Consider the following 22,651-nt stretch of genomic DNA (forward strand, 5'->3'; position numbering starts at 1 on the left):
CCGGCTTGATCATCCCGCACCGCCGGTCATCTGGTGTCGAGTTGCCGGAATGGAAACAGGCACACAACAAGTCCCACCGCAACGTTCGCGCTCGCGTCGAGCATGCTTTCGCCCGGATGAAGACCTGGAAGATCTTGCGCGATTGCCGTTTGCGCGGTGGTGGGGTGGGTGCCGCGATGGCTGGGGTGGCGAGGCTGGCCAACCTCGCCCACGCCTGCTGATTCCTGGCCGGTGGACCGTCACTGTCACCGAGGCAGACTTACGGGACATCTCTTAGTCGTCACGAGCCTGATCCGGCTGCAGGCACATTGGCCGACCGGGTGGGCCACCGCGCCGTCTTCCTGGCCGGCACCGTCGTTTTCACCGGCGGGAGCGTCGTCGCCTGCACGGCGAATGACATCACATCGTTGATCGTCGGGCAGGCGATCATCGGCATCCGCGGTGCGGCCATCCTGCCCAGTAGCCTTGCCGCACTAGCGCATTCGTTCACCGATCCACGCGAGCGCGCCGAGGCCGTCAGTGTGTGGGCGGGTAGCTCGGGCCTCGGCCTGGCCATTGGGCCGATAATCTCCGGCGTCCTCCTCGAGCACTATTCCTGGCATTTGATCTTCGTGACCAATATCGCGCGCGAGATCATCGCCTTCCTTGGCACCGTTCTCGTCGTGTCAGCGAGCCGACATGCGGACAAGCAGCTCGACCCCGTAGGGCTCGTTCTCGGCACGATTGCAGTGGCCTCGAGTGGTGTTCGTTCGACACCGGCCGATCGAGCCCCGACGAACGCTGACACCGCGCGCGAACGGGCGACCACCGGAAGGATGGATGTGCCCAGCAGCGTAGGGGACGTCGGCCTCCCGATACCGCCTCCCCTCGATGGAGGAGGCGGTATCACCACCATCACCAGGCGAAGAGCACCTTCCCCACGCGGTCGGCCTGAGTGGCGTGGACGAGGGCATCCTGATACTCCTCGAGCGGGTACGTGGCCGCGATGGGAACCCGCAGAACACCATCAGCGACAAGGGCCGCGAGCCGGGCGTAGGCGGCGGAGACTTCTTCGCGCGGGGCGGTGTCGAGCCAGCCCTTCTGCCAGAACCCCCGGATCTGGAGATCGCGGAAGATGAGGTCGCCGGGCCGGATGACGACCGGAGCGCCGCTCATTCCTCCGTAGCTGACGAGGGTGCCGCCATGGACGAGCCAGGGAGCGAGTTCCGCGACCACGTCCCCGGCGGTCGCGTCGAGCAGGAGCGAGATCCGATCGTCGCCGAGCACGGTCTTCAGCTGCTCACCGAGATCCGGTCCACTACTGACGACAACGGCGTCGGCGCCCAACTCCAGTAACTCCGCCGCGACCTCGGGGCGTCGCACCACATTGAGGGTGCGGTACCCGGCCCGCCCGGCCAGGGCGATGACAGAGCGGCCGACGGCCGAATTGCCGCCGGTCTGGGCAACCCACGCGCCCTGCTGGAGATCGACGAAGCGACGCAGCAGCAGGTCGGCCGTCATCGGGTTGACACCGAGCATCGCCAGCTGGAGGACATCGCCCGTCGGATCGACGACGATGGCATCGTCCTCGTCGATCGCGATCTGATCCTGCCACGTGCTGTGCTTCAGGGTGGGAATGATCAGAACCCGCTCGCCGACGCGGACGGGATCGATCCCTTGGCCGACGGCGACGATTCGGCCGACGCCTTCAGTGCCCAAGGTGGCGGGCAAGACAGGACGATGCCCATAGAATCCTCTGATGAGCAGCAGGTCCGACGGGTTGATGGGAGCTGCCTCCATCGCCACGAGCAGCTGTCCGGTCCCGGGTTCGGGAGCCTGCAACTCGATGAGCTCCGGAACCACAGTCGGCTTCCCAAATGCACGCATGTGCAACGTTTTCATTGTGACCTCCGGTCAGCGGTCGAATGACCAAGTAGTGATCTCATTGTGGAAGACTGCCGAAACGCCGCAAACCCTTCTTCTGCAAGCCTTTCCGCTAACCATGAGTGGATATGCTCGCGGCCACGAATGATCATTTCCTCGATCGTCGGGCTCTGTTGCGGCGGAGAATACAACCCTACGAATGCACGACCGGCGGCCAATAGGACGGTTGAGCCACGCCTCGGTACCGGCTCGCCACCGCAGGCACGATCGGCGGTCAGGCGCGCGAAAGCCTCGCAGCCGGGCGGTCAGACACTGAACGGCGCCGGGAGACGTCGGCGGCCCAGTACTACCTCTGCGGCCAGATCGCCGTAGCCATTGACCAGTTCGGCGAGCCGCTGCCAGGCCAAGTGGACACGTGGATCACGGCTGATCTCGAGCGTCGTCAGTGCGTTAACGGCGCTGACGTGGCATGCCGCGATCCGGTCGATCACGCTGCCGAGAGTCTCGGTGTGCAGAGAAGGGCCGTAGCTGTGCTGCGGAACCCAGCGCTCGATCCACAAATCGATGGCATGTACGAAATACACACGGTCCCGGTCGATTTCGGAAATCGTTTCGGGGGCCGCACCCGCCAGTCGCTCATGCACAACGACCAGGTCGCAGGCCCATCGGGCCAGCGGATGGTCAACAACCTGTTGACCGCGAATGGCGCGGAGCAGCCGCGCTGGAGCCAGCAATGGATCGACATTTCGGTCATTATTCATCGCGACTCACCTCGATCGATCCGCTACTTGCAGCTGTATGCCGGACAGCCCACTCCACCACAGCGCGACCGCCGTCTCGACCGCCTGGTGCTTCGGGACGAGCCGGGCGGTGTCCAGCCAATAGCGAGCGGTTACCTGGCTGGCACCCACCATGCCGACCGCCAAGATCCGCGACTGGTAGGGATCGAGCCGGGAGTTCTGGAAAACCAGTTCGAAAACAGCGTCGACACGGGCGTCGGTAGCCCGATCCACCAGCCGCTGCACCAATGGCTCGCTGACGATGCCTGATTCGAATATCAGCCGAAAACCTCGAGCCTCGTCGTCGACGAAGTCGAAGTACGCCTGCACGGCCGCTCGCACGCGCTGATGATTGTCACTGGTCGAGCGCAGTGCCTGCAGCGGCCCCGAGACCAGCGTGTCAGCGCGACTGTGCAGCACCGCCAGATACAGCTTCAGTTTGCCCGAGAAATGTTGGTACAGAATAGGTTTGCCGACACCGGCAAGTGCCGCGATCTCATCCATACCCGCCGCGTGGTGTCCGCGCACCACGAAGGTCCGGCTCGCCGCCCTCAGCAGTTGAGCGCTGCGGGCAGCGCGTGCCGCCCGCACTGCTCGCCTGCGAGCCGATACATATGTGGACACCGGATAGGACGGCATCTCGTCAACGAGGTCAGTCATTTCGGCCCTCCATTCAATCCGGCGAGGAAGCTATCGGCTATAGCAATGGGATAAAGTCGCCGATAGCCCCCTTCGATCAGAGCAGATCAGACTGCATCGAATAGTTCGATCTTCGGCGCACCGGCCATCAGTGGCGTCATCAGCTTCCAGGCTGATCGGAAGTGCTCGGACCGGCTGTGCGATTCGAAGGCAGCGCGGTCGGAATACAGTTCGAAGAAGCGGTAGTCATTCGGATCCGCCTGAGATCGCACCAGGCGATAGGCGTGGTTCCCGGGCTCGTGGTCGGCTACCTGTTCCACAAGATGGGCGACGATAGATTCGAATTCCGGTCCTTTACCGTCCTGGATAATTGCCTGGGCGATCACTGAAATCATATTCCACCTCTACTCTTCAGGGTGTCGCCATAATATGACCCGGTGCGCGCCGGGCCCTAGGATACAAGTGACATGTATCGGATCGCTCCATTGTTCAGTTGGCAATCATTGTCCGCAGACGCGGATTGTTCTCCAGCGCCCACCGCACGGTCTTAGGCGGACGCCCGAGCAGGGTTTCCAACTGATCGGTGATGCCGCCATACCCGCCGCCGCTCATCAGCCGGGTCAGGGTTTTGAGGTGTTCCGCAGTGTGCGGAAGCTCGCTCAGAGCACTGTCCACGTAGGTCTTGTTCCAGGTTTCGACGTCTTCAGGAACGTAGGCGACCGGGCGCCCCAGCACGGCTTCGTAGTCCTGCGCGTACCCGTGCATGTCCTTCAGCTCAGGACCGGTCAGGTCGTAGGATTTCGAAAGGTGCGGCGCCGGATCGACGAGGATCTTCGCACACAACTCGGCCACGTCGTAGCCGGCGATGGGTGCCAGCGGCTGGTCGCCGAAGGGCAGGCGCAGTTCACCGTTGCCCAGTGAGGCCAGCGCAAACCACGTCAGGATGGGGTTCTCGACGAACATCGCCGCCCGTACGTTGACGGTCGGAACGCCGGACCAGTCCAGCATCTGCTCGGCGACCCAATGAGCACGTTGCTGCGGCGACCAGTCCGCGATGAGCCCGCCGAGCCACGCTCGTCGTTCTTCCTCCGGTGCGGTCATCTTCTCGAGTGTCATGAACGACTGCTCGTACTCGGAGATATTGACGAAGACCTCGATATCGCCCTTGGCCCGTGCCGCCGCTGCCATCAGCGCGACGGCGTCCGTGTAGTACGGCGACAGGCTCATGCTGAAGTAGATGCGCCGACAGCCCTTCAGCGCGGCTGTCACATCGGCAATATTGAGTAGATCGCCGACAAAGATCTCGGCCCCCGCCTGGCGCAGCGACTGCGCGCGTTCGTCGTCCCGTCGCACGAACGCGCGCACAGGGTAGCCCTGCTCGAGCAGCATCTCGACCATCGTTCTGCTCACAGCACCGATTTCGCCCGCTGCTCCGGTGATCAGGATGGGATCGCGCTCTGGCATTGATATGCCTCCTCTGGCTAGTCGTTGGAAACCGATCGGTTCCACGCCACCGTAAGCTGATCAGTTTTTTGATGCAACTCAGTGACTTTCTTCGTGACCTGTGCTACCTTCGCCGAGTTGCATGATGAAACTCACATGATGGGGAGTACGCCTCTGATGGATACAACGACCAAAACGCTCTCAGTTCAGCGAGGAGAGCACCGGATACACGCCGAGGTCACGGACGGACCCGGAGCGCCGTTAGTGCTCATGCACGGCTTTCCCGACAGCCTGAATCTCTACGACCGGCTCATGCCGTACCTCATCGGTCGCCAGCGCGTGGTGCGGTTCGACTTCCTCGGGTGGGGCAAGTCGGACAAACCGGCCGGGTACCCGTACACCGGAACCAACCAGGTGGGCGACATCGACGCAGTGGTGAACAGCTTGCCGGACAAGCGAGTAATCCTGGTCGCGCACGACGCGTCGGGCCCGCCCGCCATCGACTGGGCACTGCGGAATCCCGAGCGAGTCGAGGAGCTCGTGCTGCTCAACACCTACTACGAAGGCACGGTCGGGCTGCGACGGCCGCATGCCATCGTGCTGTACTCGACCCCGGTGCTCAATTGGATCGTTCGTAAGCTGTCGCTGATGCGACCGGACCTCGAACAGCGCCTGTTCTACTACCAGGTGGGCTCCTTCATCCGCGACGGCGACGTACGCGACGAACTCGTGCCACTGCTGTTCGAGCAGTTCAAGCAGTCCCGGCCGGCGTTCTGGCGCCACACCTCCGGCATGCTCGGCCAACTGACTGCCCGGCGGCTGAAGGCACGCAAGCTTCAGCACTTCCACCGCCCTGTACGGATCATCTTCGGCGTCAGCGACCCATTCCTGAATCCACGGTTGGCGAAGCGGTTCGCCGGACAGTTCCCCAATAACAGCCTGCATCTGATCGAAAACTCTGGGCATTACGTCCAGGTCGACGAGCCAGAGCGGGTGGCTGACCTCATGACGACTGAGTTTCGTCACGCGACCGTCGGGTCGTAGAGTTAGCGGATGCTCAACCGCACGTACGACAGCCAGGTGTGCTCGATCGCTCGTACGCTCGAAGTCCTCGGCGAGCGATGGACACTGCTGATCGTCCGCGACGCGATGCTCGGTCTGCACCGCTTCGACGAGTTCCAGCACAGCCTCGGCATCGCCCGCAACGTACTCACCGACCGGCTCAAGCGGTTGGTCGAGGCGGGTGTCCTGGAACGGATCGCATATCAGCAGCACCCGCCTCGCTTCGAGTACCGACTCACCGCGGTCGGCCTCGAGCTCTGCACACCGGTGGTCGGGCTCATGCATTGGGGCGACCGGCACCTGGCGGGACCGGAGGGCTTACCTCGGCTGACCCGGCACCGTACGTGCGGCGGTCAGCTGCACTCCGAACTGGTCTGCGAGGAGTGCGGCGCCACTGTCGACGGCACCGACCTGGAGCTGCCGCCGGGCCCCGGCCTACGAGCCCACCCCGACGCCACCGCAGGTTAGCTGACGCGTAGCCATGCCCTCGACGGGGAGACCGGCCGACGATGCCCGGTCTCCTCGTCCACGGCGCTCAACCGTCCACCAGTTCAGCCAAGGCTAGGGTGCAGATATGGATCCGCTGGAATCGGCTCGCGGTGCGCAGGCAGGAAGGGGCGTGGCCGCGTATCTACTCTCGAACGTGTCCGGCCTGGCAGACGAGATGCTGGAGTACTTGGTCGCGCGAATACCGGAAATCGGTGAGGATGCCAAGCTTCGCGGCCTGACGCTCGGATCGTGCTCATCGAATCTCGAAGCGGTACTGTCGATGGTTCGTCATGGGATCGATATAGCGGCTGTCGAGGCCCCGGTGACGGCGCTCGAACACGCGCGAGCAATGGCATCACGGGGGCACAGCGTGGATGTGATGCTGCGGTTCTATCGGTTGGGACACGAATTCTTTACCGAAAAGCTCGCTGAATCGCTCACCGATTCGACCGAGGACCCCGCTGTCGCGCTGCGGACCTTCGTAGACCTCGAGCGATTCGGGTTTCGATATGTCGACCGCATCTCCAGTCTTGTGGCTGCCGAGTACGTCGCCGAGCTCGACCGACGCCAGAACCAGGCAAGAGCCGAGCGCGCCGATGTCGTGCGGGCCTTGCTCGCAGCGGAACGTGTCGACATCGCTCGGGCCGAACGGGTGCTCGGCCACCGGCTCACCGGTCGGCAGATCGGCTACATATGCTGGGTAGACGGCCGCGGCGTCGACCTCGAGGGATTCGCCCGGAAGGTTGGAAAATTGCTCGGGGCGGATCACTCGCTCGTCGTAGCGGACGGTCCACTCGCGGTGCGTGGATGGGCATCGATCACGGGGATGGCGCGGCCTTCGCTCACGGGCATCGCGACGGAGCTTCCCAGCGAAAGCAGGAACGTTCACATCGCGGTGGGATCGCCTCATCCCGGAGCTGCCGGCTTCCGGACCTCCCACCTGGAGGCTGTCCGCACTCGCCGGGTCGTCGAATTGTCCGGTCGGGTGGCGCCGACGATTACTCAGTTCAGCGATATCGAGTTGGTGGATGCCATCTCCCGCGACCTCGATGCAGCGCGCGCCTTCGTCGCTGCTCAGCTCGGCGATCTCGCACGCGACGACCCGAAAGAGCGCGGCGAGCGCGCCGCACTCCTGGCTGTGCTCGACGCGCAAGGGAGTCTGGCGACCGCGGCGCGCACCCTGGGCATCCACCGAAACACGGTCCTGCAAAGGATGCGCCGTGCCGAAGAGCGCCGGGGTCGGCCCATGACTGTGAAAATCGCCGAACTGCACGCCGCTCTCCTCGTCTGCGACGTGCTGGGGGCCTCGGTTTTGCGCGAGTCGTCGCCGCACTGACGGAAGACCTAGTGTGCCGGGATGTGCTCGCAGCACACCGGGGAGGGCGGGGATGGCCTTGTTGACAGATAGCGTCTGTTTGTACGTTGTGAGGCATCTCATCCCGAAGCGCGAAGGAGGCGTCCGATGTCGACGACGACTCGACACCCCGAACCCACAGCAGCCGCGCCGCAGCACGCCTTGCCTGATCCGGGCGAGCAGGTTCCAACCCTGTCCTGGCCGATAGTCGGCATCTTCACCGCTGCACTCGCCGTCTTCGGCACCTCGACCTGGGCCGCGCTCACCGGCGCTCTGCCTGCGATCGCGACTATCGCCGCGAGCTCCGCAGCGATCTTCGTCCTGTTCACCGTGTTGCACGACGCCTCGCACTACTCGATCAGCTCCCATCGCTGGGTCAACGTCGCGTTCGGTCGCGTGGCAATGTTCTTCGTCTCGCCGCTGATCTCGTTCAAATCGTTCGCGTTCATCCATATCGAGCACCACCGCAACACCAATGACGGTGAGTACGATCCCGATCATTGGGTCAGCTCCGCACCCTGGTGGCAGCTGCCCATCCGCTTCCCGGCAATGGACCTGCCCTATATCAGCTTCCTGGTGCGCAACGTGCGTCGGCGTCCGCGCGCCGAGGTCCTGGAAACAGCAGCCTTGATGACCTTCTCTCTGACGGTGATCGTATCGGCAGCCTTCACCGGACATCTGTGGACGCTCGCGGTGATCTGCCTGATTCCCGGGCGTGTGGCGATGTTCGTGCTCGCCTGGTGGTTCGACTGGCTACCTCACCACGATTTGGAAGACACACAGCGCGAAAATCGCTATCGCGCTACCCGCAACCGCGTCGGCTCCGAATGGATCCTGACTCCCCTGCTCCTGTCGCAGAACTACCACCTGGTCCACCACTTGCACCCGTCCATTCCCTTCTACCGCTATGTGGCGGCCTGGCAACGCAACGAAGAGGCATACCTCGAACGCGACGCGGCGATCAACACCGTTTTCGGGCAGCAGCTCGACGCCGCGCAGTACCGCGAGTGGAAGCGCCTCAACGGCAAACTAGCGGCACTGCTGCCCGTCCGGATGCCGCGCTCCTCCGTGGCACGCCATGCCAGCACCCACCCGATCCCCGTCAAGAGCGTCGAGCCGCTGACTCCGGGCAGCGTCAAAGTTACTTTCGACGTTCCCGCCCACCTCAGCGACCAGTTCCAATTCCAGGCCGGCCAACACCTGACCGTTCGACACCGCATCGACGGCCAGGAGGTGCGGCGAAACTACTCGATCTGTACCTCGGCCACATCAGGGGAACTGGCAATCGGAGTACGGCACATCGCGGGCGGGAAGTTCTCGACCTTCGCACTCGAAACGCTGCGATCCGGTGACGTCCTGGAGCTGATGACACCCACGGGTAGCTTCGGGGCACCCCTTGATCCACTCGCTCGGCGCGCCTATGTCGCGATAGCGGCAGGGAGCGGCATCACGCCCATCCTGTCGCTCATACGCACCACGATGGAGATCGAGACCGAGAGCCGCTTCGTCCTCTTCTACGGCAACAAAACCGCAGAGTCGACCATGTTCGCCGCCGAACTCGACGAACTCGAATCTCGATATGCAGACCGGTTGCGCATAGTCCACATCCGCTCAGGCGAGGCGCACCACCCCACCGCTGTTCGTGGCCGTATCGACCTGGCTATGGTTCAACGGCTGCTCGCCGACGACCTCACTTCGATCGATCGGTGGTACCTGTGCGGCCCGGCCGATCTCGTCACGACAATGCGCGATGGCCTCGCATCAGAAGGAGTGCCGACCGAGCGGATAAATCTCGAACTGTTCCGTGGCGCGAACCGATCCATGGACGTCGATGCCTTCCCGGAGTCCACAGTGACCATCACTCTGTCCGGCGCGGATCACACCGTGAAACTCGCCGCGGGTGAGACCGTCCTCGAATCCGCGCTGAAAAACAAGGTCGATGCGCCGTATGCCTGTCTCGGCGGCGCGTGTGGCACATGCAAAGCCAGAATCACAACGGGAGCGGTAACGATGGAGCAAAATCTTGCCCTCACCCCAGCCGAAGTCGATGCCGGGTACGTACTGACTTGCCAATCCCATCCCACGACATCAGATGTCGCAGTCGACTACGACGGCTGAGCCGACACATCCATCAGACCGCCCGGATTCCGTCGCCGGAGACGGTACGGACCTTCTCAGAGGTAACCAGATGTCTATACCGACTACCGCACCAGAGGTCACTCATTTGCCCGACATCCCTGATGCGATGGCACGGGTTCGCCGCGAGTTCGCCTCGGGCCGGACCCGAGACCGCGCTTGGCGTGCGAAGCAGCTGCGGAACATGATCCGCATGCTGGATGAGCAGGAGGATCAGATCGCAGCCGCGCTGGCCGATGATCTCGGACGCAGCCGGACCGAAGCCTGGTTGGGCGATATATCGTCGACCAGGGCTGAGGCCGTATTCGCCCTGAAACACCTGCGCCGGTGGATGCGCAGGCAGCGGCAGCCGCTCCCGCTGGTGCAGTATCCGGGTTCGGCCTGGGTGCAGTACGAGCCGCTCGGCGTCGTTCTGGTCATCGGCCCGTGGAACTACCCGGTGTACCTGACTCTTTCGCCGCTGGTAGCTGCACTGGCCGCAGGGAACTGCGCGGTACTCAAGCCGTCCGAGCTCGCGCCGGCCACGTCGACCCTGTTGGCTCGGCTGGTTCCGGAATATCTGGACTCCAAGGCGGTATTGGTGGTCGAAGGCGACGCCGCCGTTACCCAGGAGCTGCTGGCGCAGGGTTTCGACCACGTATTGTTCACTGGCGGGACCGAAGTCGGAAGAAAGATCATGGCCGCGGCCGCGCCGACGCTGACGCCGGTAACTCTCGAACTCGGCGGCAAAAGCCCTGTAATCGTCGCCGCCGACGCCGACCTGGATGTCGCTGCCCGCCGGATCGCGTGGGTCAAATGCGCGAACTCGGGGCAGACCTGCATCGCGCCGGACTACGTGCTGGCCGACGACCGTATCCGGGATCGGCTGGTGGACAAGATCGTCGCGGCGATCGAGCAGTTCGAGCGAGACGGGGACGCCGACGGCCGCCGGATCGTCAACAACCGCCAATTCACACGACTGGCGAGCTATCTCGCGCAGACGCGCGGCACGATCGCACTGGGCGGACAGGTAACCAAGGCTTCGTTGTCGATCAAGCCCACCGTCATCGTCGACCCCCATCCTGATGACGCTGTCATGCAGGAGGAGATCTTCGGACCTATCCTGCCGGTGCTGTCATACGAAAGCCTCGACGAGGCGATCGCGTTCGTGAACTCCCGGCCGAAACCACTTGCCGGGTACTACTTCACGAAATCGGCGGCGGTGGGCCAACGCCTGGTGGACGAGATCCCGTCGGGCGGTGCGGTGATCAACCATGTCGCCATGCACTGCCTGGTGCCGCAGCTGCCGTTCGGCGGTGTCGGCGCCAGCGGCATGGGCGCCTACCACGGCCGTTGGGGGTTCGAAGCACTCAGTCACCGGAAATCGGTGTTGCGCAAGACCTTCCACCCGGATCTGCAGCTGCTCTATCCCCCGTACAGCGAGCGGGCGCTGCAGATCCTACGCAAGATCTTCTAGGAGGCCGCTGAATCAGCGGCTTTCTGGGTCAGTGGCAAGCCGCGATCGCATCCTGTCGTGGCCTTGTCGCCGTTGGTCGGCTGACGCTCCGTCCACTGCGCGACCTCTACAGCCACGCTCACATCGCTAGTACCAGTTTGCCGTTGTTCGCGCCTGTCAACACTATGTTCAGTGCTTCGCCGAACCGAGCGACGCCACCTTCAACCACATGCTCTCGTGCTTCGAGCTTGCCTTCGTCCCGCCATTGCGCGATCTTCGCGACAGCCTCGCCATAGCGATCGGCGTAGTCGGAGACAACGAACCCCGCCATGGTTGCCCGGAAGAAGAGCAGAGCCATGTAGCGAGAGGGACCGGGAACCAGTTCCGATTCGTTGTCCGGGTCGAGCACTCCGCAAATCACAATCCTGGCGCCCCGTCGCAGGTTTGCCAGCGCGGCATCGAGAATCTCTCCGCCGACATTGTCGAAGTACACATCGAGGCCCTGGGGCGCCAGTTCGCGCAGGCGTCGCACCACGTCCTCGCTGTGGTCGTCGATGGCGGCGTCGAAGCTGAGTTCTTCGGTCAGCCTGCGGCACTTCTCGGCACCGCTCGCAATCCCTATGACCGTTGCCCCCATGGCTTTTGCGATCTGACCGGCGACACTGCCGACAGCTCCGGCGGCTGCCGATATCACCACGGTCTCACCGACACGTAGCTTCCCGACCTCGAGCAGACCGAAATATGCTGTCATTCCTGGGATTCCGAGCACGCCGAGCCAGGCCGCGGCCGGTGCCACGCGGAGATCGACTGTGCTTACTCCGCGGCCATCGCTGATCGCGTATTCGGTCACACCGAAGACACCACTGACGTTGTCCCCCACCGAAAATCCGGGATGGGCTGACTCGACTACGGTGGCGATATCCAGCGACCGCATGACATCACCGACACCTACCGGTGGTCGATACGATCGGACATCGTTGAGCCAGCCACGCATTGCCGGATCAACCGATACGAGGTCGACTTTCACCAGGATTTCCCCGGCGGTGATGGCCGGAAGTTCTTCGGACACGACGCTCCACGTGTCCGTGGCAGGCAGTCCAGACGGCCGCCGCGCGAGGCGTACCTGCTGGGTCTTCGTCATCTGTTCTCCATCGAACTGGCCCGCGCGCGCAACGTCGGCTTGTGGATCTTGCCGGCAGGATTGCGAGGCAGGTGGTCCAGGACATGAATTTCGATGGGAAGCTTGTACTTCGCCAGCAACGTCCGGCAGAACTCGAGCAGCTCGTCCGGTTGCACCTTCCGACCCGGTTTCGGGACTACGTACGCTACGGGCACCTCGCCGAGAGTAGCGTCGGGCGCGCCAACCACTGCGGCTTCGGCTACGCAGGGATCCCGGCACAGAATCACCTCGATCTCCGAGGGATAGATGTTCTCCGCACCGCGAATGATCAGATCTTTGATCCGGTCGATCAGTACCAGATAGCCGTCCTCGTCGAACCGCCCGACGTCGCCCGTATGCAGCCAGCCGTCGACGATCGTCCTGGCAGTGTCATCGGGGCGGTTCAGATAACCGCGCATGACGACCGGACCGCGCACGACGACCTCACCGGCGTCGCCGGTAGGCAACATTCGACCGTCCGGGTCCATGATTGCGACATCCTGTCCCCTCATCGGAACGCCCACCGTGCCCGGCTTGCGCGGACCCGCCAACGGATTGGCGGTCGACGCGCAGGTGGCCTCCGAGAGGCCGTACCCCTCGACGATCGGCACACCGAACCGCGCTTCGAAAGCGGTGATGTACTGAGCGGGCATCGGTGCACCGCCACAGACGACGAACCGCACAGAGGAGAAGTCCACCGGCTCGGCGAGCGGCCGACCCAGCGTCATAGCGTAGATCGCCGGGACGGCGGAGAAATAGGTCGGTCGTACCCGCCCGACGACCGAGAAGAAAGTGTCCGGAGTGAACCGGCGCGCGATGGTCGCCCGCCCGCCGACCAGCAGCGGGGTCAGAATACCTAGCACGATGCCGTTGGCATGGAACAGCGGCAGAATCACAAGGCTGTGGTCGGCAGCAGAGAGTTCGGTGAACTCCGCTGATATCTCGCACATCGCGGTGAGGTTCGAATGGTCGAGCAGAACCCCCTTAGGGCGACCTGTCGTGCCGCTCGTATAGATCACCAGCGCAAGAGAATTCGGGTCACACTCCACTTCCGGCGTGACGCCGTCCGTTGGCAGGCCGTCCGGCGTGATGGTCGGCACAGAGAAGTTCGAGTTCTCACTCACCACCAGCTTGGCACCGGAGTCGGCGAGCTGATACTCGGCTTCCTCCTGCGTCAGGGCGGGATCGATCGGGGTGACCGCGGCCCCCAGCCGCCACGCGGCGAAGAGCGCGACGACGAGTTCGACCTGGTTCGGCAGCATGATCGCGACGATGTCATCGGTTCCGATGCCGACCGCCGAGAACGCGGCGGCCGCTCCCCGTACCCGACCGGCGAAGTCCCCGTTGTTCAGGAGCAGCCGATCATCGCTCAGGCACGGCTGTATCGGATCCTGCTCAGCGCGGGTGTCAGGCAGCGACGCAAAATGCATGGAAATCGTCTCCTGGAACTGGCCCGTTTTGTGCGCAAATCGTAACGAGAGAACATCATTCAGAATAGACATCGAGCGCACGAACTATGGTTCGCCATTTGTGCGCACCGCCTGAACCCTCGGCTGTCAAGGAAGGTCGCTCAGGACGGATCTGCCGAGCCAGTAGCAGGCCCGGAGTGCGATTTCGATGTCCAGCCGGTGCAATTCGATTCGGCGGCATATTTCCTCCTCCGCTCGGCGAACCCGGTAGAGCACCGAATTGCGGTGGAGGCCGAGTTGCTGGGCCGTGGCGGTATAACTGCTTCCGCTCAGGAGAAATATGCGCAACGTTTCCCGAAGACGGGCGTGCGGCGGGTCATCAAGCGCGAGGCGGCCCAGCGTCTCCGCTACCCACGCTTTGGTGGCTGGGAGATCGTCGCAGAGCGGAGCGATGGCGCCGATCTCGGAGAAGGTGATGACCACGGGCGCGTCGTCCGCTGCGGCGAGCATGACCTTGTACGCCTGACACGCCTGCTGATGGCTCCGGCGGAATGCGGAGACACCGATGCCCGCTTCTCCTGACGCGACCGATATTCCCGCCGTGAGCTTGTGCACCGCTTCCATCAGATTGCCACGGGACGGTGTGTGCGAGAGAGGTAGCCAGACCCAGCCGGTTCCTTGATCACGTGGCAGAAATAGCGGGAGGTGGGAGCAGCCGAGCTCCTCGGCGAGGTCGTTCGCGAATCGGGCCAGGTTGGCGACATACGTGTCCGCCTGCTCGGCACGCGCGGACCAGACAATCAGGGATAGATGTCTGCGGTGTGCCAAGCGGTAGCGGAGCGCGGTTTCGACGCCGGCGAGGTCATCGGGGTCGGAGTCCGACTCGAGCAATTGGTGGATGAGCGCCTCGCGCGTCGCGTTGCGGTCCTGCGACCACCGATCGCGTTCCTCTTCATAGGCTTCGAGAACTTGTTCGGTCACGCTGTCGATGTAGGCGAAGTTCGCCGCGACGAGCCGACGGGCGACGGCGGCGACCAGTTGCGGCTCACTGACCTTGATCTCGACGATTGCCAAGGCATGCTGCAGAGCCGTGTCCTGGGCAAGGCGGTACGCACGGAGGAGCGCCCGAACCGGAATGTCGTGCTGGGCAAGACGGCGGGCGTATTCGATGGCTGCGGGCGGGGCCTCCGCAGCGCCGATGTCGGCACCGTACTGCAGAAAGGGCAGCGCGGTTTCGACGGTGCCCTCGATGCTCGCGGTCAACAATTTGTGTAGACTCGCGTCGCCGCGCAATTCCATGATCTCGCACGAAATCCGTTGGTAGAGCTTGTGAACCAAGGTACCACGGTCGCGGCTGAGCTCTTCGCTGACCGCTGCCACACAGGCAGCGGTCAGCGCACCGAGGTTCGGCGATCCGTTGTGCATCAACTGATAAGCATTCAGCCGACTGCCTCTCAGAGGGTGATTTCGCGCTTGAGGATTTTCCCGGTCGGCCCCTTCGGCAGTGCCTCTACGATGGTGACCCGGCGCGGGTATTTGTATGCGGCAACGCGATCCTTGACGAAGTCGCGCAATTCTTCAGCGGTGACAGTGGCACCGGGCTTCAGGGCGACGGCGGCACCGACTTCCTCACCGAGCTCGCCATGAGCCACACCGAGAACCGCCGCCTCGGCGATATCGGGGTGCTCGTAGAGCACCTCTTCGATTTCACGTGGGTACACGTTGTAGCCACCGCGGATGATCATGTCCTTCTTTCGGTCGACGATGAAGTAGTTGCCATTCTCGTCAACCCGGCCGAGATCGCCCGTGTGGAACCAGCCGTCGATGATGGCCTCGGAGGTCTCCGCGGGCTTGTTCCAATAGCCCTTCATGACGTTCTCGCCACGGATAACGATCTCACCGACCTCACCGTCTGCTACCGCACGGCCATTATTGTCGACCACCTTCAACTCGACACCTCGGACCGGAGTTCCGATGGAACCGGGGACACGGGTCTTGTCGGGGTGAGCGAAGCAAGCGGCGGGCGAAGTCTCCGACAGCCCGTAACCTTCGAGCAGAACACAACCGAACCGTTCCTCGAACGCGTGCAAAACCTCCACCGGCAGTGCGGCTCCGCCGCTGACACAGACGCGCAGCGCGCCGAGGTCGACCTCGCCCGCGCCAGGTTGGTTCAGCAGTGCCGAGTACATCGTCGGCACTCCCCCGAGAATCGTCACCCCATCCCGGACAAGAATTTCCAGCACCTTTGCCGGATCGAACCTCGGCAGCAGCGTCAGGGTCGCACCCACCCGCACGGCGACGTTCAACCCACAGGTCTGCCCGAACACGTGGAACAGCGGCAGCCCACCGAAGATCACGTCCTCGGAACGCGCGTGAAGCAGTGTCTCGGCGCAAACGTCTACATTGCCTACGAGGTTGGCGTGAGTCAGCTCTGCTCCCTTGGGCTGACCGGTGGTGCCCGAGGTGTACAGAATTACCGCGGTGTCATCGGGGTGCCGATCGACCATGATGTCGCGCGGCTCGGTTGCCATTACCCGATTGAGAAACACATTCGGATCAACCGGGACCACGACCGCGTCGGTCTGCGCGGCTCCCGTGAGAGCTTCGGCGGCGAAGTCCTGCCAGACGAAGATGATCTTGGCACCAGAATCGCGCAGGTAGTACGCGACTTCACGCTCTTTGAGCAATGGGTTCATCGGCACGACGATTGCCCCGGCGCGCAGGATGCCGTAGTAGAGAGCGGCGAAGTGCGGAACGTTCGGGAGCATGATCGCGACCCGATCCCCCACCGCGACATCGTATTCGGCCAGTATCCCGGCAACTCGCTGACTGAGCGCTTCCAGCTGCGCGTAAGCGATACGTACTTCATCGAGTCGGATCGCGATCTGAGCCGGGTGGTTGCGCGCGGTGATCACGAGATTTTCAGCGAGGTTCATCAGCTACTTCTTTCTAGATATCAGACGGGCGTGATGTCGGAGATCAGCCATCGGCCGTCGACATTGGTCATGCCGACTCGAATTCGGCTGCCGTCCAGGCGAGGCCCTTGGTACTTGGTGCTCGAGGTCTCTTGGTTGAGAAAGAGCAGCACCGTGACTTTGTCGACGTCCGCGGTCACGATCGACGATTCGACCACCTTCGCCGTGGTGATGATCGAATCACGGTGGGCGATGGGAATGATCACCTTCGAACTGAGTTCGGCAAAATCAATCCGGAACTTGCCGATCAGATTGTCTGTGACCCTGGGGAATTCGGTGTCAATTGTATTGAAGTTGTACGATAGCACGGTGGGTACACTCGATCGCGCTGCTTCCTGAGCAGACTGCGCGGCGGCCGTTTTCGCGTCGTGCTGCGAAACGCTGCGCCCGAAGACAACCGTCGTGGTAGTCGCCGCGCCCAGCAACAGCCCCAGGACGACAAAGGTGATGATGGTCGTTCGCTTGTTCATTGCCGACAGGTGCCGGAACCATCGTTGTGGGAGGCGCTGTCGCGACCCTCCCGCTGCCGCTGAGAGCTTGACACTCTCGAGTGCTTCACGGTCGAGTTCTGCTGCGTCGATATCGATCGCGGTGTCGGTGGCGCTCATGGTCATGCGACGAACTCCACGTTCGAGACGAGCCATCGGCCGTCGGTGTGGTCAAGAGTCATCTTCATGCGATAGACCCGCTGTTGCCCCTCTGGCGCTTCGGTGTTCTTGACCATGGAGGTAACCGCGGTCAGCACTGTCGCATTGTTGTCATCGATCGCGACGATTCCAGCTTCCTTGACCTCGCCGGTGGATTCGACGTTGCCGTTGCGCAGCACCGTGACGAAATTGCCGGAGATCTTGTCCCACTGATCCCGGAACGATCCGGTCGAATCGGCGCCGATCGCATCGAGACTCTTCTCGGCCGAAGTGTGATCGAGAGTGACCAACTGGACGGCAATGCGGCGTGCCGTGTCGAGTACGGCCTCATCGCGGCTGTCGACCTGTTCGTTGTGTCGGACATCGAGCCACAGCTGCACGCTCACACCACCCAGCGCCACCACGGCCGCGGCGAGAACCGCGATCGCCCAGACCCGCCATGGCAGAGCCTGACGTGGCGGCGGTTCCCCCGCTCCGGAGTCGGACGCGACCTCAGCCACGTCTACTTGATCAGAAGTGATTGCCATCCCTGGTACTCCTCTGCTGGGGTGACTGATTGGGCCGATTGCCCAAGGACATAGGTGATCCCGTCCGGTGCGCGGAAAGTCCCGTCGTGTTCCGCATACGGGGCGGTGATCGCCGCAGGGGTCGAAGCGAGCGCTGTCGGGGCAGGAACAGTCGACGCTTGCGCGCCATGCGCCGGGTCAGCGCCCGGGGTTCGATCCCCCGGTCGGGCAAGCATTTCCGGCCAGGTCGATGGCAATCCGCCGGGGCAGTTCGCCACATCGGCGGTACGGACCGAGGGGTCGGTAGCGCAGGGGATGTTGCGGACACCGCGGACCACCTTCGGGTTGTCCGGGGAGATCCTGCAGTGGTTGCCTGCGGGGACCTCGGCGTAGCCGGTATCCGAGGGGTCGCGGCGGACAGTCGCCTGATAGCCCTCTGTACACGGGGGCGAGTGCTCGGTATTTCCGAGTTTGACATCCAGCGGCATCTGCGGGCCCATGGTGTCGTCGGTGGTCTGGAATCCAGCGCCGACGAAGCTGTAGTTCAAGGCGGTTGCCAGCGCCGGGTATACGACCAGGATCTGGCGCACACCCGCAACATTGACTCGCAGCACCTGCCCCACGGTCTGCAAATCGGCCAGCAGCACCGGAAGGGATGAGGTGAGATCGGCGAGCGTGCCGGAAACGATGTCGGCGGTCGCCGGACCTTGGTCGAGCACAGCCCGCAATTGCCCGTCGTTCATCACCAATTGCTCGGTGAACGACGACAGATCACGCGCGGCGGATCTGATTTCGGTCTGCACTGCGTTCCCGGTGCGCAGCAGCGGCTCGGCATCGTTCAGTAGCGCGAGGGTCGGGCCGATGTCTGCTTGCGCCAGGTCGAGCAGCGTGGCGGACGATTCGATCAGCGAGGCCAAAGCCGGCCCGGTACCGTTGACGGCCTGGAAGGTTTCGTCGATGGCAATGCGCAGCGAGTCGGTCGACACGCTCTTCAGCAGCGCCTGCGACGTGTCCAGCACATCGCTCGTCGGGATCGGCACTGCGGATTTCGACAGCGGGATGGCGCTACCGTCGGTGAGATACGGCCCGGCGTCGTCCGAGGGCACCAGGTCCACATACTGCTCACCGATCGCGGACATGCTCTTCACCACAGCCGTGGTGGAGGCGGGAATGTTCTCCCCGTCGCGCAGCTGCATATGAACCCGGACGGTGTCGGCATCGAGATCGATACCGGTGACCCGGCCGACCTCGACCCCACGGTAGGTGACGGACGAGGATTCGTAGAGGCCACCAGCATCCGTGAAATCGGCTGTCACCGTATAGGTTCCGAATCCGGTGAGGCGCTGAATACCGACATAGTTGAGCAGGCCGTAGACGAGGCTCACCGTGGCGAGTATCGCGAAAACGATGAGCTGTCCCTTGACAAGGCGGGTCTTCATCGTGGCGCCCCATTCGGGTCGGCGGTGACGGGCGCGGAAATTTCCGGCGGTACCGCATCAATTGGCGCGGTGAGGGGGTTCACCGCTCGATTGGACATCGGCATCAGACGGTTCAGCGGGATGCTGCCGATGACCTTGTTCTGTATGCCTTCGACGGTCAGGTCGACAGTGAGGAACAGGTTCAAGTAGTCACCTCGCACCACACGATCGGCCACCGTGACCGGGAACGGCATGCTCAGAGCGAGGAGAAGTGAGCCGGCGAGGTCGGAACCTGCTGCGGCGAGCTGAGTCAGCGTGGGTTGCAGATTCTGCAGGTCGGCACTGAGGTTGTCCTGGCTGCTACGCAGTACCTGCGTAGCTTGGGCACCGAATCTCCCCACGCTGTCGAGCATGGCGGTCAGTTGCGCCTTCTGTTCGTCGAGAACCCCCAGGGCGGGCTGCATTTGCTCGATACCCGTTCCCAGGGTGTCCCGCTGTGCGGCAATCTCTTTCGACAACGCGTCGAGACTGTCGATGGCGCGCACGATGTTGTCGCGCTGCGTGTCGAGACCATTGACGAAGGTGGCCAATCGTGCAAAGGACCGGTTGACCGCATCCTCATTACCGCCGAACGCCTCGTTCATTTCGGTCATGATGGTTCGGATCTGTTCGAGCCCACTGCCGTTGAGAACGAGCGACAACGCGGCGAGCACGTCCTCCGTCGCGGGAAATTCCGAGGTGGCCGAGAGCGGGATCAGATCGCCATCGCGCAGCGGCGGTTCGATATTGCCGTCGGCTGGGGGAACCAACTCGAGGTACTGGGCACCGAGCACGCTGGTTTGGGCGAGTCGGGCAGTGCTGTTCGCTGGCAGTTGGACACCCTGATTTATCTCCAGCGTGACCTGAGCGATGTAATCGCGGACGGTGATCGAAGTGATTGTGCCGACGGTGACATTGCTGGACTTGACGAAGGAGTTTGCGATCAGGTTCTGGGTGTCACGCAACTGCACCAGCACCGAATACGACTCATCCTCAATAGTATTGCCCGGCAATCGGATCGAATTGGCACCATCGAATCGGCAACCAGCGGCCAACAGTGCCGAGGCCAGCAGCACGCCACCGGCCTGTAGTCGTTTCGAGCATTTCATCGGCCCGCTCCAGGGGTGAGAAGATCGGTCAGCCCCGGTATCACTGGCATGCCTGGCAATCCCGGAAGGCCGACGGCGGGCGCTGGGACGGCGTTGGCGCCCATCGCGGCGCGCACGGCGGCACCGAAGAGGTCACCGAATTGTGCGCTGGCACGGGAGCATTCGGCCTGTGGGGCGTCAACGGTGGTGAGCAGCGCACAGATCAGCGACATCGGATCCGGGAAGTCCGGGAGATTCAGGTTCGCGGTGGCCGATTTCGAGGCGGGATTATAGATGTTGTAGAGATCGTCGATGACAGTCGGCGCGACATGCAGGACCTGGGCGAGGTCGTCCTGCCGAGCCACCAGCAGCGAGGTGATCCGGGTCAACGAAGTGACGTCCTGGTTGAGCGCGTCACGGTTCTCGGCGACGATATCGCGGATCTCGGGCAGCATCGCCTCGACCGCATGCAACGCCGAGTTGAGCTGAGTCCGGTTGTCGTTCAGCAGATTCGATACTCCGGCCAACTGTCCGACAAAGTTTCGAACCTGTGCGTCATTGGCCGCGAGCGCGGAAATCACCAGTTGGAGGTTTCGTACGGTGGCGAACAGATCCGGACCGCCGTCCGCCAGTGTCTGCATCGCCTTCGACAGGTTGACCAGCGTGTCCTTCAACGTTGGGCCATTGCCGCCCAGCGTTTCCGCTGTGACACCGACGAACCGGGCGAGCGAGCCCGTCGGGTCGTCGACCATCGGGCCGAGTTGCGTGGAGAGCTCGGTGACCTGCCGCTTGATCTCGTCGTATTCGACCGGGACGGCCGTGCGTTCGAGCGGAATCTCAGCACCGTCGCGAAGTTCCGGTTCGTCACCGCGTTTCGGGATCAGCTGAACATAGCGGCCTGAAACCAGTGTCGGAGCCACGATCACGGCGCGGGTGTCCGCACTCACCGGATGCGATGAGTCGAAATGCATCGTGACGCGAACACGGTCACCGATCGGCGTGACCTCGTCGACCTCGCCGATCGGAACACCGCGTAGTACGACGCGGTCGCCGGAATACAGCCCCACAGAGTTGCTGAAGTATGCGGCGACTCGAACGGTCGCGTCTCGGGTCGCCCACAGCGTCGCGCCGGTGACGACCAACGCGGCGGCTACGAGGACGAGAAGGATCCGTCCGGGCACCGGGATGCGGGACATGCCCGCGCGCAGCGAAGCCATTATCGTCCTCCTCCGGGGCTACCGGGCTGCTGCCCGTTGAGATTGGCCGGAGCGATGTTGTGCAGCAGTACACCGAAGAACGGCCCACTGCCCACGGACTCGCCCAGCTGGGTTACGAACGGCCGCATGCCGGAGATTGCGGTATTGATGTTGTCGTAATTGGCGTTGAGCAGGCTGAGAACCTGGTCGAGTTCGGCCAGCATGGGCGCGAGCGTCTGCCGGTTCTCTTGGGCCAGCCCGTGTAGCTCGGCGCTGAGGGCGCGAACATTGACCAATAGGTTGCGGATCATCGTTGCCCGGTCATTGAGCGCGGCGAACAGCGACCCGCCGTCTGTGACGAGTTGGGTCAGGTTCTGATTGCGCTCGGCGAGAACCCCGGTGACCGATTCGGCACGGTCGAGCAGGTCGAGCAGTGCGGCGTCGCGGGAAGCGATCGTATTCGACAGTCGAGACACCCCGTCCAACGATGGCCGCAGGTTGTCGGGCAAGGTGTCGAGCACCGTGGAAACGCTGTCGAGGGCATCGGCCAGTTGCGCCTTGTCCGTACCTGCCAAACGGCTGGTGAGCTGGTTCAAGGACTCGGTGATATCGAAGCCGGATGTGGTGTGGTCCACCGGAATTCGGTCTCCGATTGAGCCCTCGCCATCGGGCCGCAGTTCGACATAGCGGCGTCCGAGGGCCGTTTCGACCTTGATCGCCGCGGTGGTGCGAGTGCCGAGACGTTGTCCGTCGGTGTCGACCCGCAGGGCGATATCGACATGGTCGTCGCTGAGTTCGATGCGATCGACCTTGCCCACCTCGATCCCCGAAATCTGTACGGCGTCACCGGTATTGAGGCCACTGGCATCAGCGAACTCGGCGGTGATCGTCGTGCTCCCCGGCCACCCGGGGATGTTTTCGTAGTTGAACAGCCCGACGAGGAGGGCGGCGATGATGCCGATGCCCATCAGTCCCATCCGGAGCGGGTCGCGTTCTGCGAACGAATTCATCGGG

Annotated in this window: 21 protein-coding genes and 1 pseudogene; 7 read left to right on the forward strand and 15 right to left on the reverse strand. The window is 63.2% G+C overall.

The window, feature by feature from the left end:
* Together IEY60_RS34960 and IEY60_RS36660 are read left to right on the forward strand one after the other, a co-directional pair.
* On the forward strand, positions 1 to 221 hold a 221-nt coding region (locus IEY60_RS34960; protein WP_308426160.1), incomplete at its 5' end, for a transposase family protein.
* Positions 222 to 242: 21 nt separating this feature from the next.
* Positions 243 to 695 (forward strand): annotated as a pseudogene (locus tag IEY60_RS36660) (MFS transporter); the annotation flags it as partial.
* A gap of 199 nt (positions 696 to 894) precedes the next feature.
* Here the strand turns inward: IEY60_RS36660 and IEY60_RS34965 are convergent.
* From IEY60_RS34965 to IEY60_RS34985, 5 genes are all read right to left on the reverse strand, one after another.
* Positions 895 to 1,866 (reverse strand): zinc-dependent alcohol dehydrogenase family protein, encoded by a 972-nt coding sequence (locus IEY60_RS34965; RefSeq protein ID WP_229740400.1) that lies wholly within the window; start codon positions 1,864 to 1,866, stop codon positions 895 to 897.
* Between the two features lie 302 nt (positions 1,867 to 2,168).
* A complete protein-coding gene (locus IEY60_RS34970; RefSeq protein WP_189034845.1) occupies positions 2,169 to 2,624 on the reverse strand; it encodes a DUF4254 domain-containing protein in 456 nt (151 codons plus the stop codon).
* Positions 2,625 to 2,630: 6 nt separating this feature from the next.
* A complete protein-coding gene (locus IEY60_RS34975) occupies positions 2,631 to 3,302 on the reverse strand; it encodes a TetR/AcrR family transcriptional regulator (RefSeq protein ID WP_189034846.1) in 672 nt (223 codons plus the stop codon).
* Positions 3,303 to 3,388: 86 nt separating this feature from the next.
* Entirely contained in the window at positions 3,389 to 3,676 is a 288-nt protein-coding gene (locus IEY60_RS34980; RefSeq protein WP_189034847.1) for a putative quinol monooxygenase, read from the reverse strand.
* 94 nt (positions 3,677 to 3,770) lie between these two features.
* Complete coding sequence (locus tag IEY60_RS34985) at positions 3,771 to 4,745, reverse strand: NAD(P)H-binding protein (RefSeq protein WP_189034848.1); 975 nt, start codon at positions 4,743 to 4,745, stop codon at positions 3,771 to 3,773.
* A 156-nt stretch (positions 4,746 to 4,901) separates the two neighbouring features.
* On the opposite strand from IEY60_RS34985, the gene IEY60_RS34990 reads away from it, so the two are divergent.
* The 5 genes from IEY60_RS34990 (at position 4,902) to IEY60_RS35010 (ending at position 11,221) form a co-directional block, all read left to right on the forward strand.
* Positions 4,902 to 5,768: an alpha/beta fold hydrolase gene (locus IEY60_RS34990; RefSeq protein WP_229740401.1), complete on the forward strand. Its 867-nt coding sequence runs from the start codon at positions 4,902 to 4,904 to the stop codon at positions 5,766 to 5,768.
* Positions 5,769 to 5,777: 9 nt separating this feature from the next.
* Positions 5,778 to 6,254 carry a winged helix-turn-helix transcriptional regulator gene (locus IEY60_RS34995; RefSeq protein WP_189034849.1) on the forward strand — a complete coding sequence of 159 codons (477 nt, stop codon included), beginning with the start codon at positions 5,778 to 5,780 and terminating at the stop codon, positions 6,252 to 6,254.
* Between the two features lie 106 nt (positions 6,255 to 6,360).
* Complete coding sequence (locus tag IEY60_RS35000; RefSeq protein ID WP_189034850.1) at positions 6,361 to 7,611, forward strand: PucR family transcriptional regulator; 1,251 nt, start codon at positions 6,361 to 6,363, stop codon at positions 7,609 to 7,611.
* Between the two features lie 126 nt (positions 7,612 to 7,737).
* On the forward strand, positions 7,738 to 9,747 hold the full coding sequence (locus tag IEY60_RS35005; RefSeq protein WP_189034851.1) for a fatty acid desaturase: 2,010 nt from the start codon (positions 7,738 to 7,740) through the stop codon (positions 9,745 to 9,747).
* 70 nt (positions 9,748 to 9,817) lie between these two features.
* A complete protein-coding gene (locus tag IEY60_RS35010) occupies positions 9,818 to 11,221 on the forward strand; it encodes an aldehyde dehydrogenase family protein (RefSeq protein ID WP_189034868.1) in 1,404 nt (467 codons plus the stop codon).
* Positions 11,222 to 11,339: 118 nt separating this feature from the next.
* Here IEY60_RS35010 and IEY60_RS35015 read toward each other — a convergent pair whose 3' ends face one another.
* Genes IEY60_RS35015 through IEY60_RS35060 form a run of 10 tightly spaced genes read right to left on the reverse strand, consistent with a single transcriptional unit; the run spans position 11,340 to position 22,647 of the window.
* Positions 11,340 to 12,341 (reverse strand): NADP-dependent oxidoreductase, encoded by a 1,002-nt coding sequence (locus tag IEY60_RS35015; RefSeq protein ID WP_189034852.1) that lies wholly within the window; start codon positions 12,339 to 12,341, stop codon positions 11,340 to 11,342.
* Complete coding sequence (locus tag IEY60_RS35020) at positions 12,338 to 13,861, reverse strand: class I adenylate-forming enzyme family protein (protein WP_308426161.1); 1,524 nt, start codon at positions 13,859 to 13,861, stop codon at positions 12,338 to 12,340. The genes IEY60_RS35015 and IEY60_RS35020 overlap by 4 nt, the downstream gene beginning before the upstream one ends.
* 54 nt (positions 13,862 to 13,915) lie before the next feature.
* Positions 13,916 to 15,193 carry a PucR family transcriptional regulator gene (locus IEY60_RS35025; protein ID WP_229740405.1) on the reverse strand — a complete coding sequence of 426 codons (1,278 nt, stop codon included), beginning with the start codon at positions 15,191 to 15,193 and terminating at the stop codon, positions 13,916 to 13,918.
* A 29-nt stretch (positions 15,194 to 15,222) separates the two neighbouring features.
* Positions 15,223 to 16,707 (reverse strand): long-chain-fatty-acid--CoA ligase, encoded by a 1,485-nt coding sequence (locus IEY60_RS35030; protein ID WP_189034870.1) that lies wholly within the window; start codon positions 16,705 to 16,707, stop codon positions 15,223 to 15,225.
* A 17-nt stretch (positions 16,708 to 16,724) separates the two neighbouring features.
* The gene (locus tag IEY60_RS35035; RefSeq protein ID WP_189034854.1) at positions 16,725 to 17,357 is read right to left on the reverse strand and encodes an Rv1363c family protein; all 633 of its coding nucleotides are present in this window, start codon (positions 17,355 to 17,357) and stop codon (positions 16,725 to 16,727) included.
* Positions 17,354 to 17,917, reverse strand: coding sequence for an Rv1363c family protein (locus tag IEY60_RS35040; RefSeq protein ID WP_505829844.1), 564 nt, complete (start codon positions 17,915 to 17,917; stop codon positions 17,354 to 17,356). Before IEY60_RS35040 ends, IEY60_RS35035 begins: the two co-directional genes overlap by 4 nt.
* Positions 17,893 to 19,335: an MCE family protein gene (locus IEY60_RS35045; protein WP_189034856.1), complete on the reverse strand. Its 1,443-nt coding sequence runs from the start codon at positions 19,333 to 19,335 to the stop codon at positions 17,893 to 17,895. The genes IEY60_RS35040 and IEY60_RS35045 overlap by 25 nt, the downstream gene beginning before the upstream one ends.
* Positions 19,332 to 20,462 (reverse strand): MCE family protein, encoded by a 1,131-nt coding sequence (locus tag IEY60_RS35050; RefSeq protein WP_189034857.1) that lies wholly within the window; start codon positions 20,460 to 20,462, stop codon positions 19,332 to 19,334. The genes IEY60_RS35045 and IEY60_RS35050 overlap by 4 nt, the downstream gene beginning before the upstream one ends.
* Positions 20,459 to 21,658: an MCE family protein gene (locus IEY60_RS35055; protein ID WP_308426162.1), complete on the reverse strand. Its 1,200-nt coding sequence runs from the start codon at positions 21,656 to 21,658 to the stop codon at positions 20,459 to 20,461. The genes IEY60_RS35050 and IEY60_RS35055 overlap by 4 nt, the downstream gene beginning before the upstream one ends.
* Positions 21,658 to 22,647: an MCE family protein gene (locus tag IEY60_RS35060; protein WP_189034858.1), complete on the reverse strand. Its 990-nt coding sequence runs from the start codon at positions 22,645 to 22,647 to the stop codon at positions 21,658 to 21,660. The genes IEY60_RS35055 and IEY60_RS35060 overlap by 1 nt, the downstream gene beginning before the upstream one ends.
* Positions 22,648 to 22,651: the final 4 nt, after the last annotated feature.

This window comes from Nocardia rhizosphaerihabitans (genome assembly GCF_014646295.1).
GTDB classification, from domain to species: Bacteria; Actinomycetota; Actinomycetes; order Mycobacteriales; family Mycobacteriaceae; genus Nocardia; species Nocardia rhizosphaerihabitans.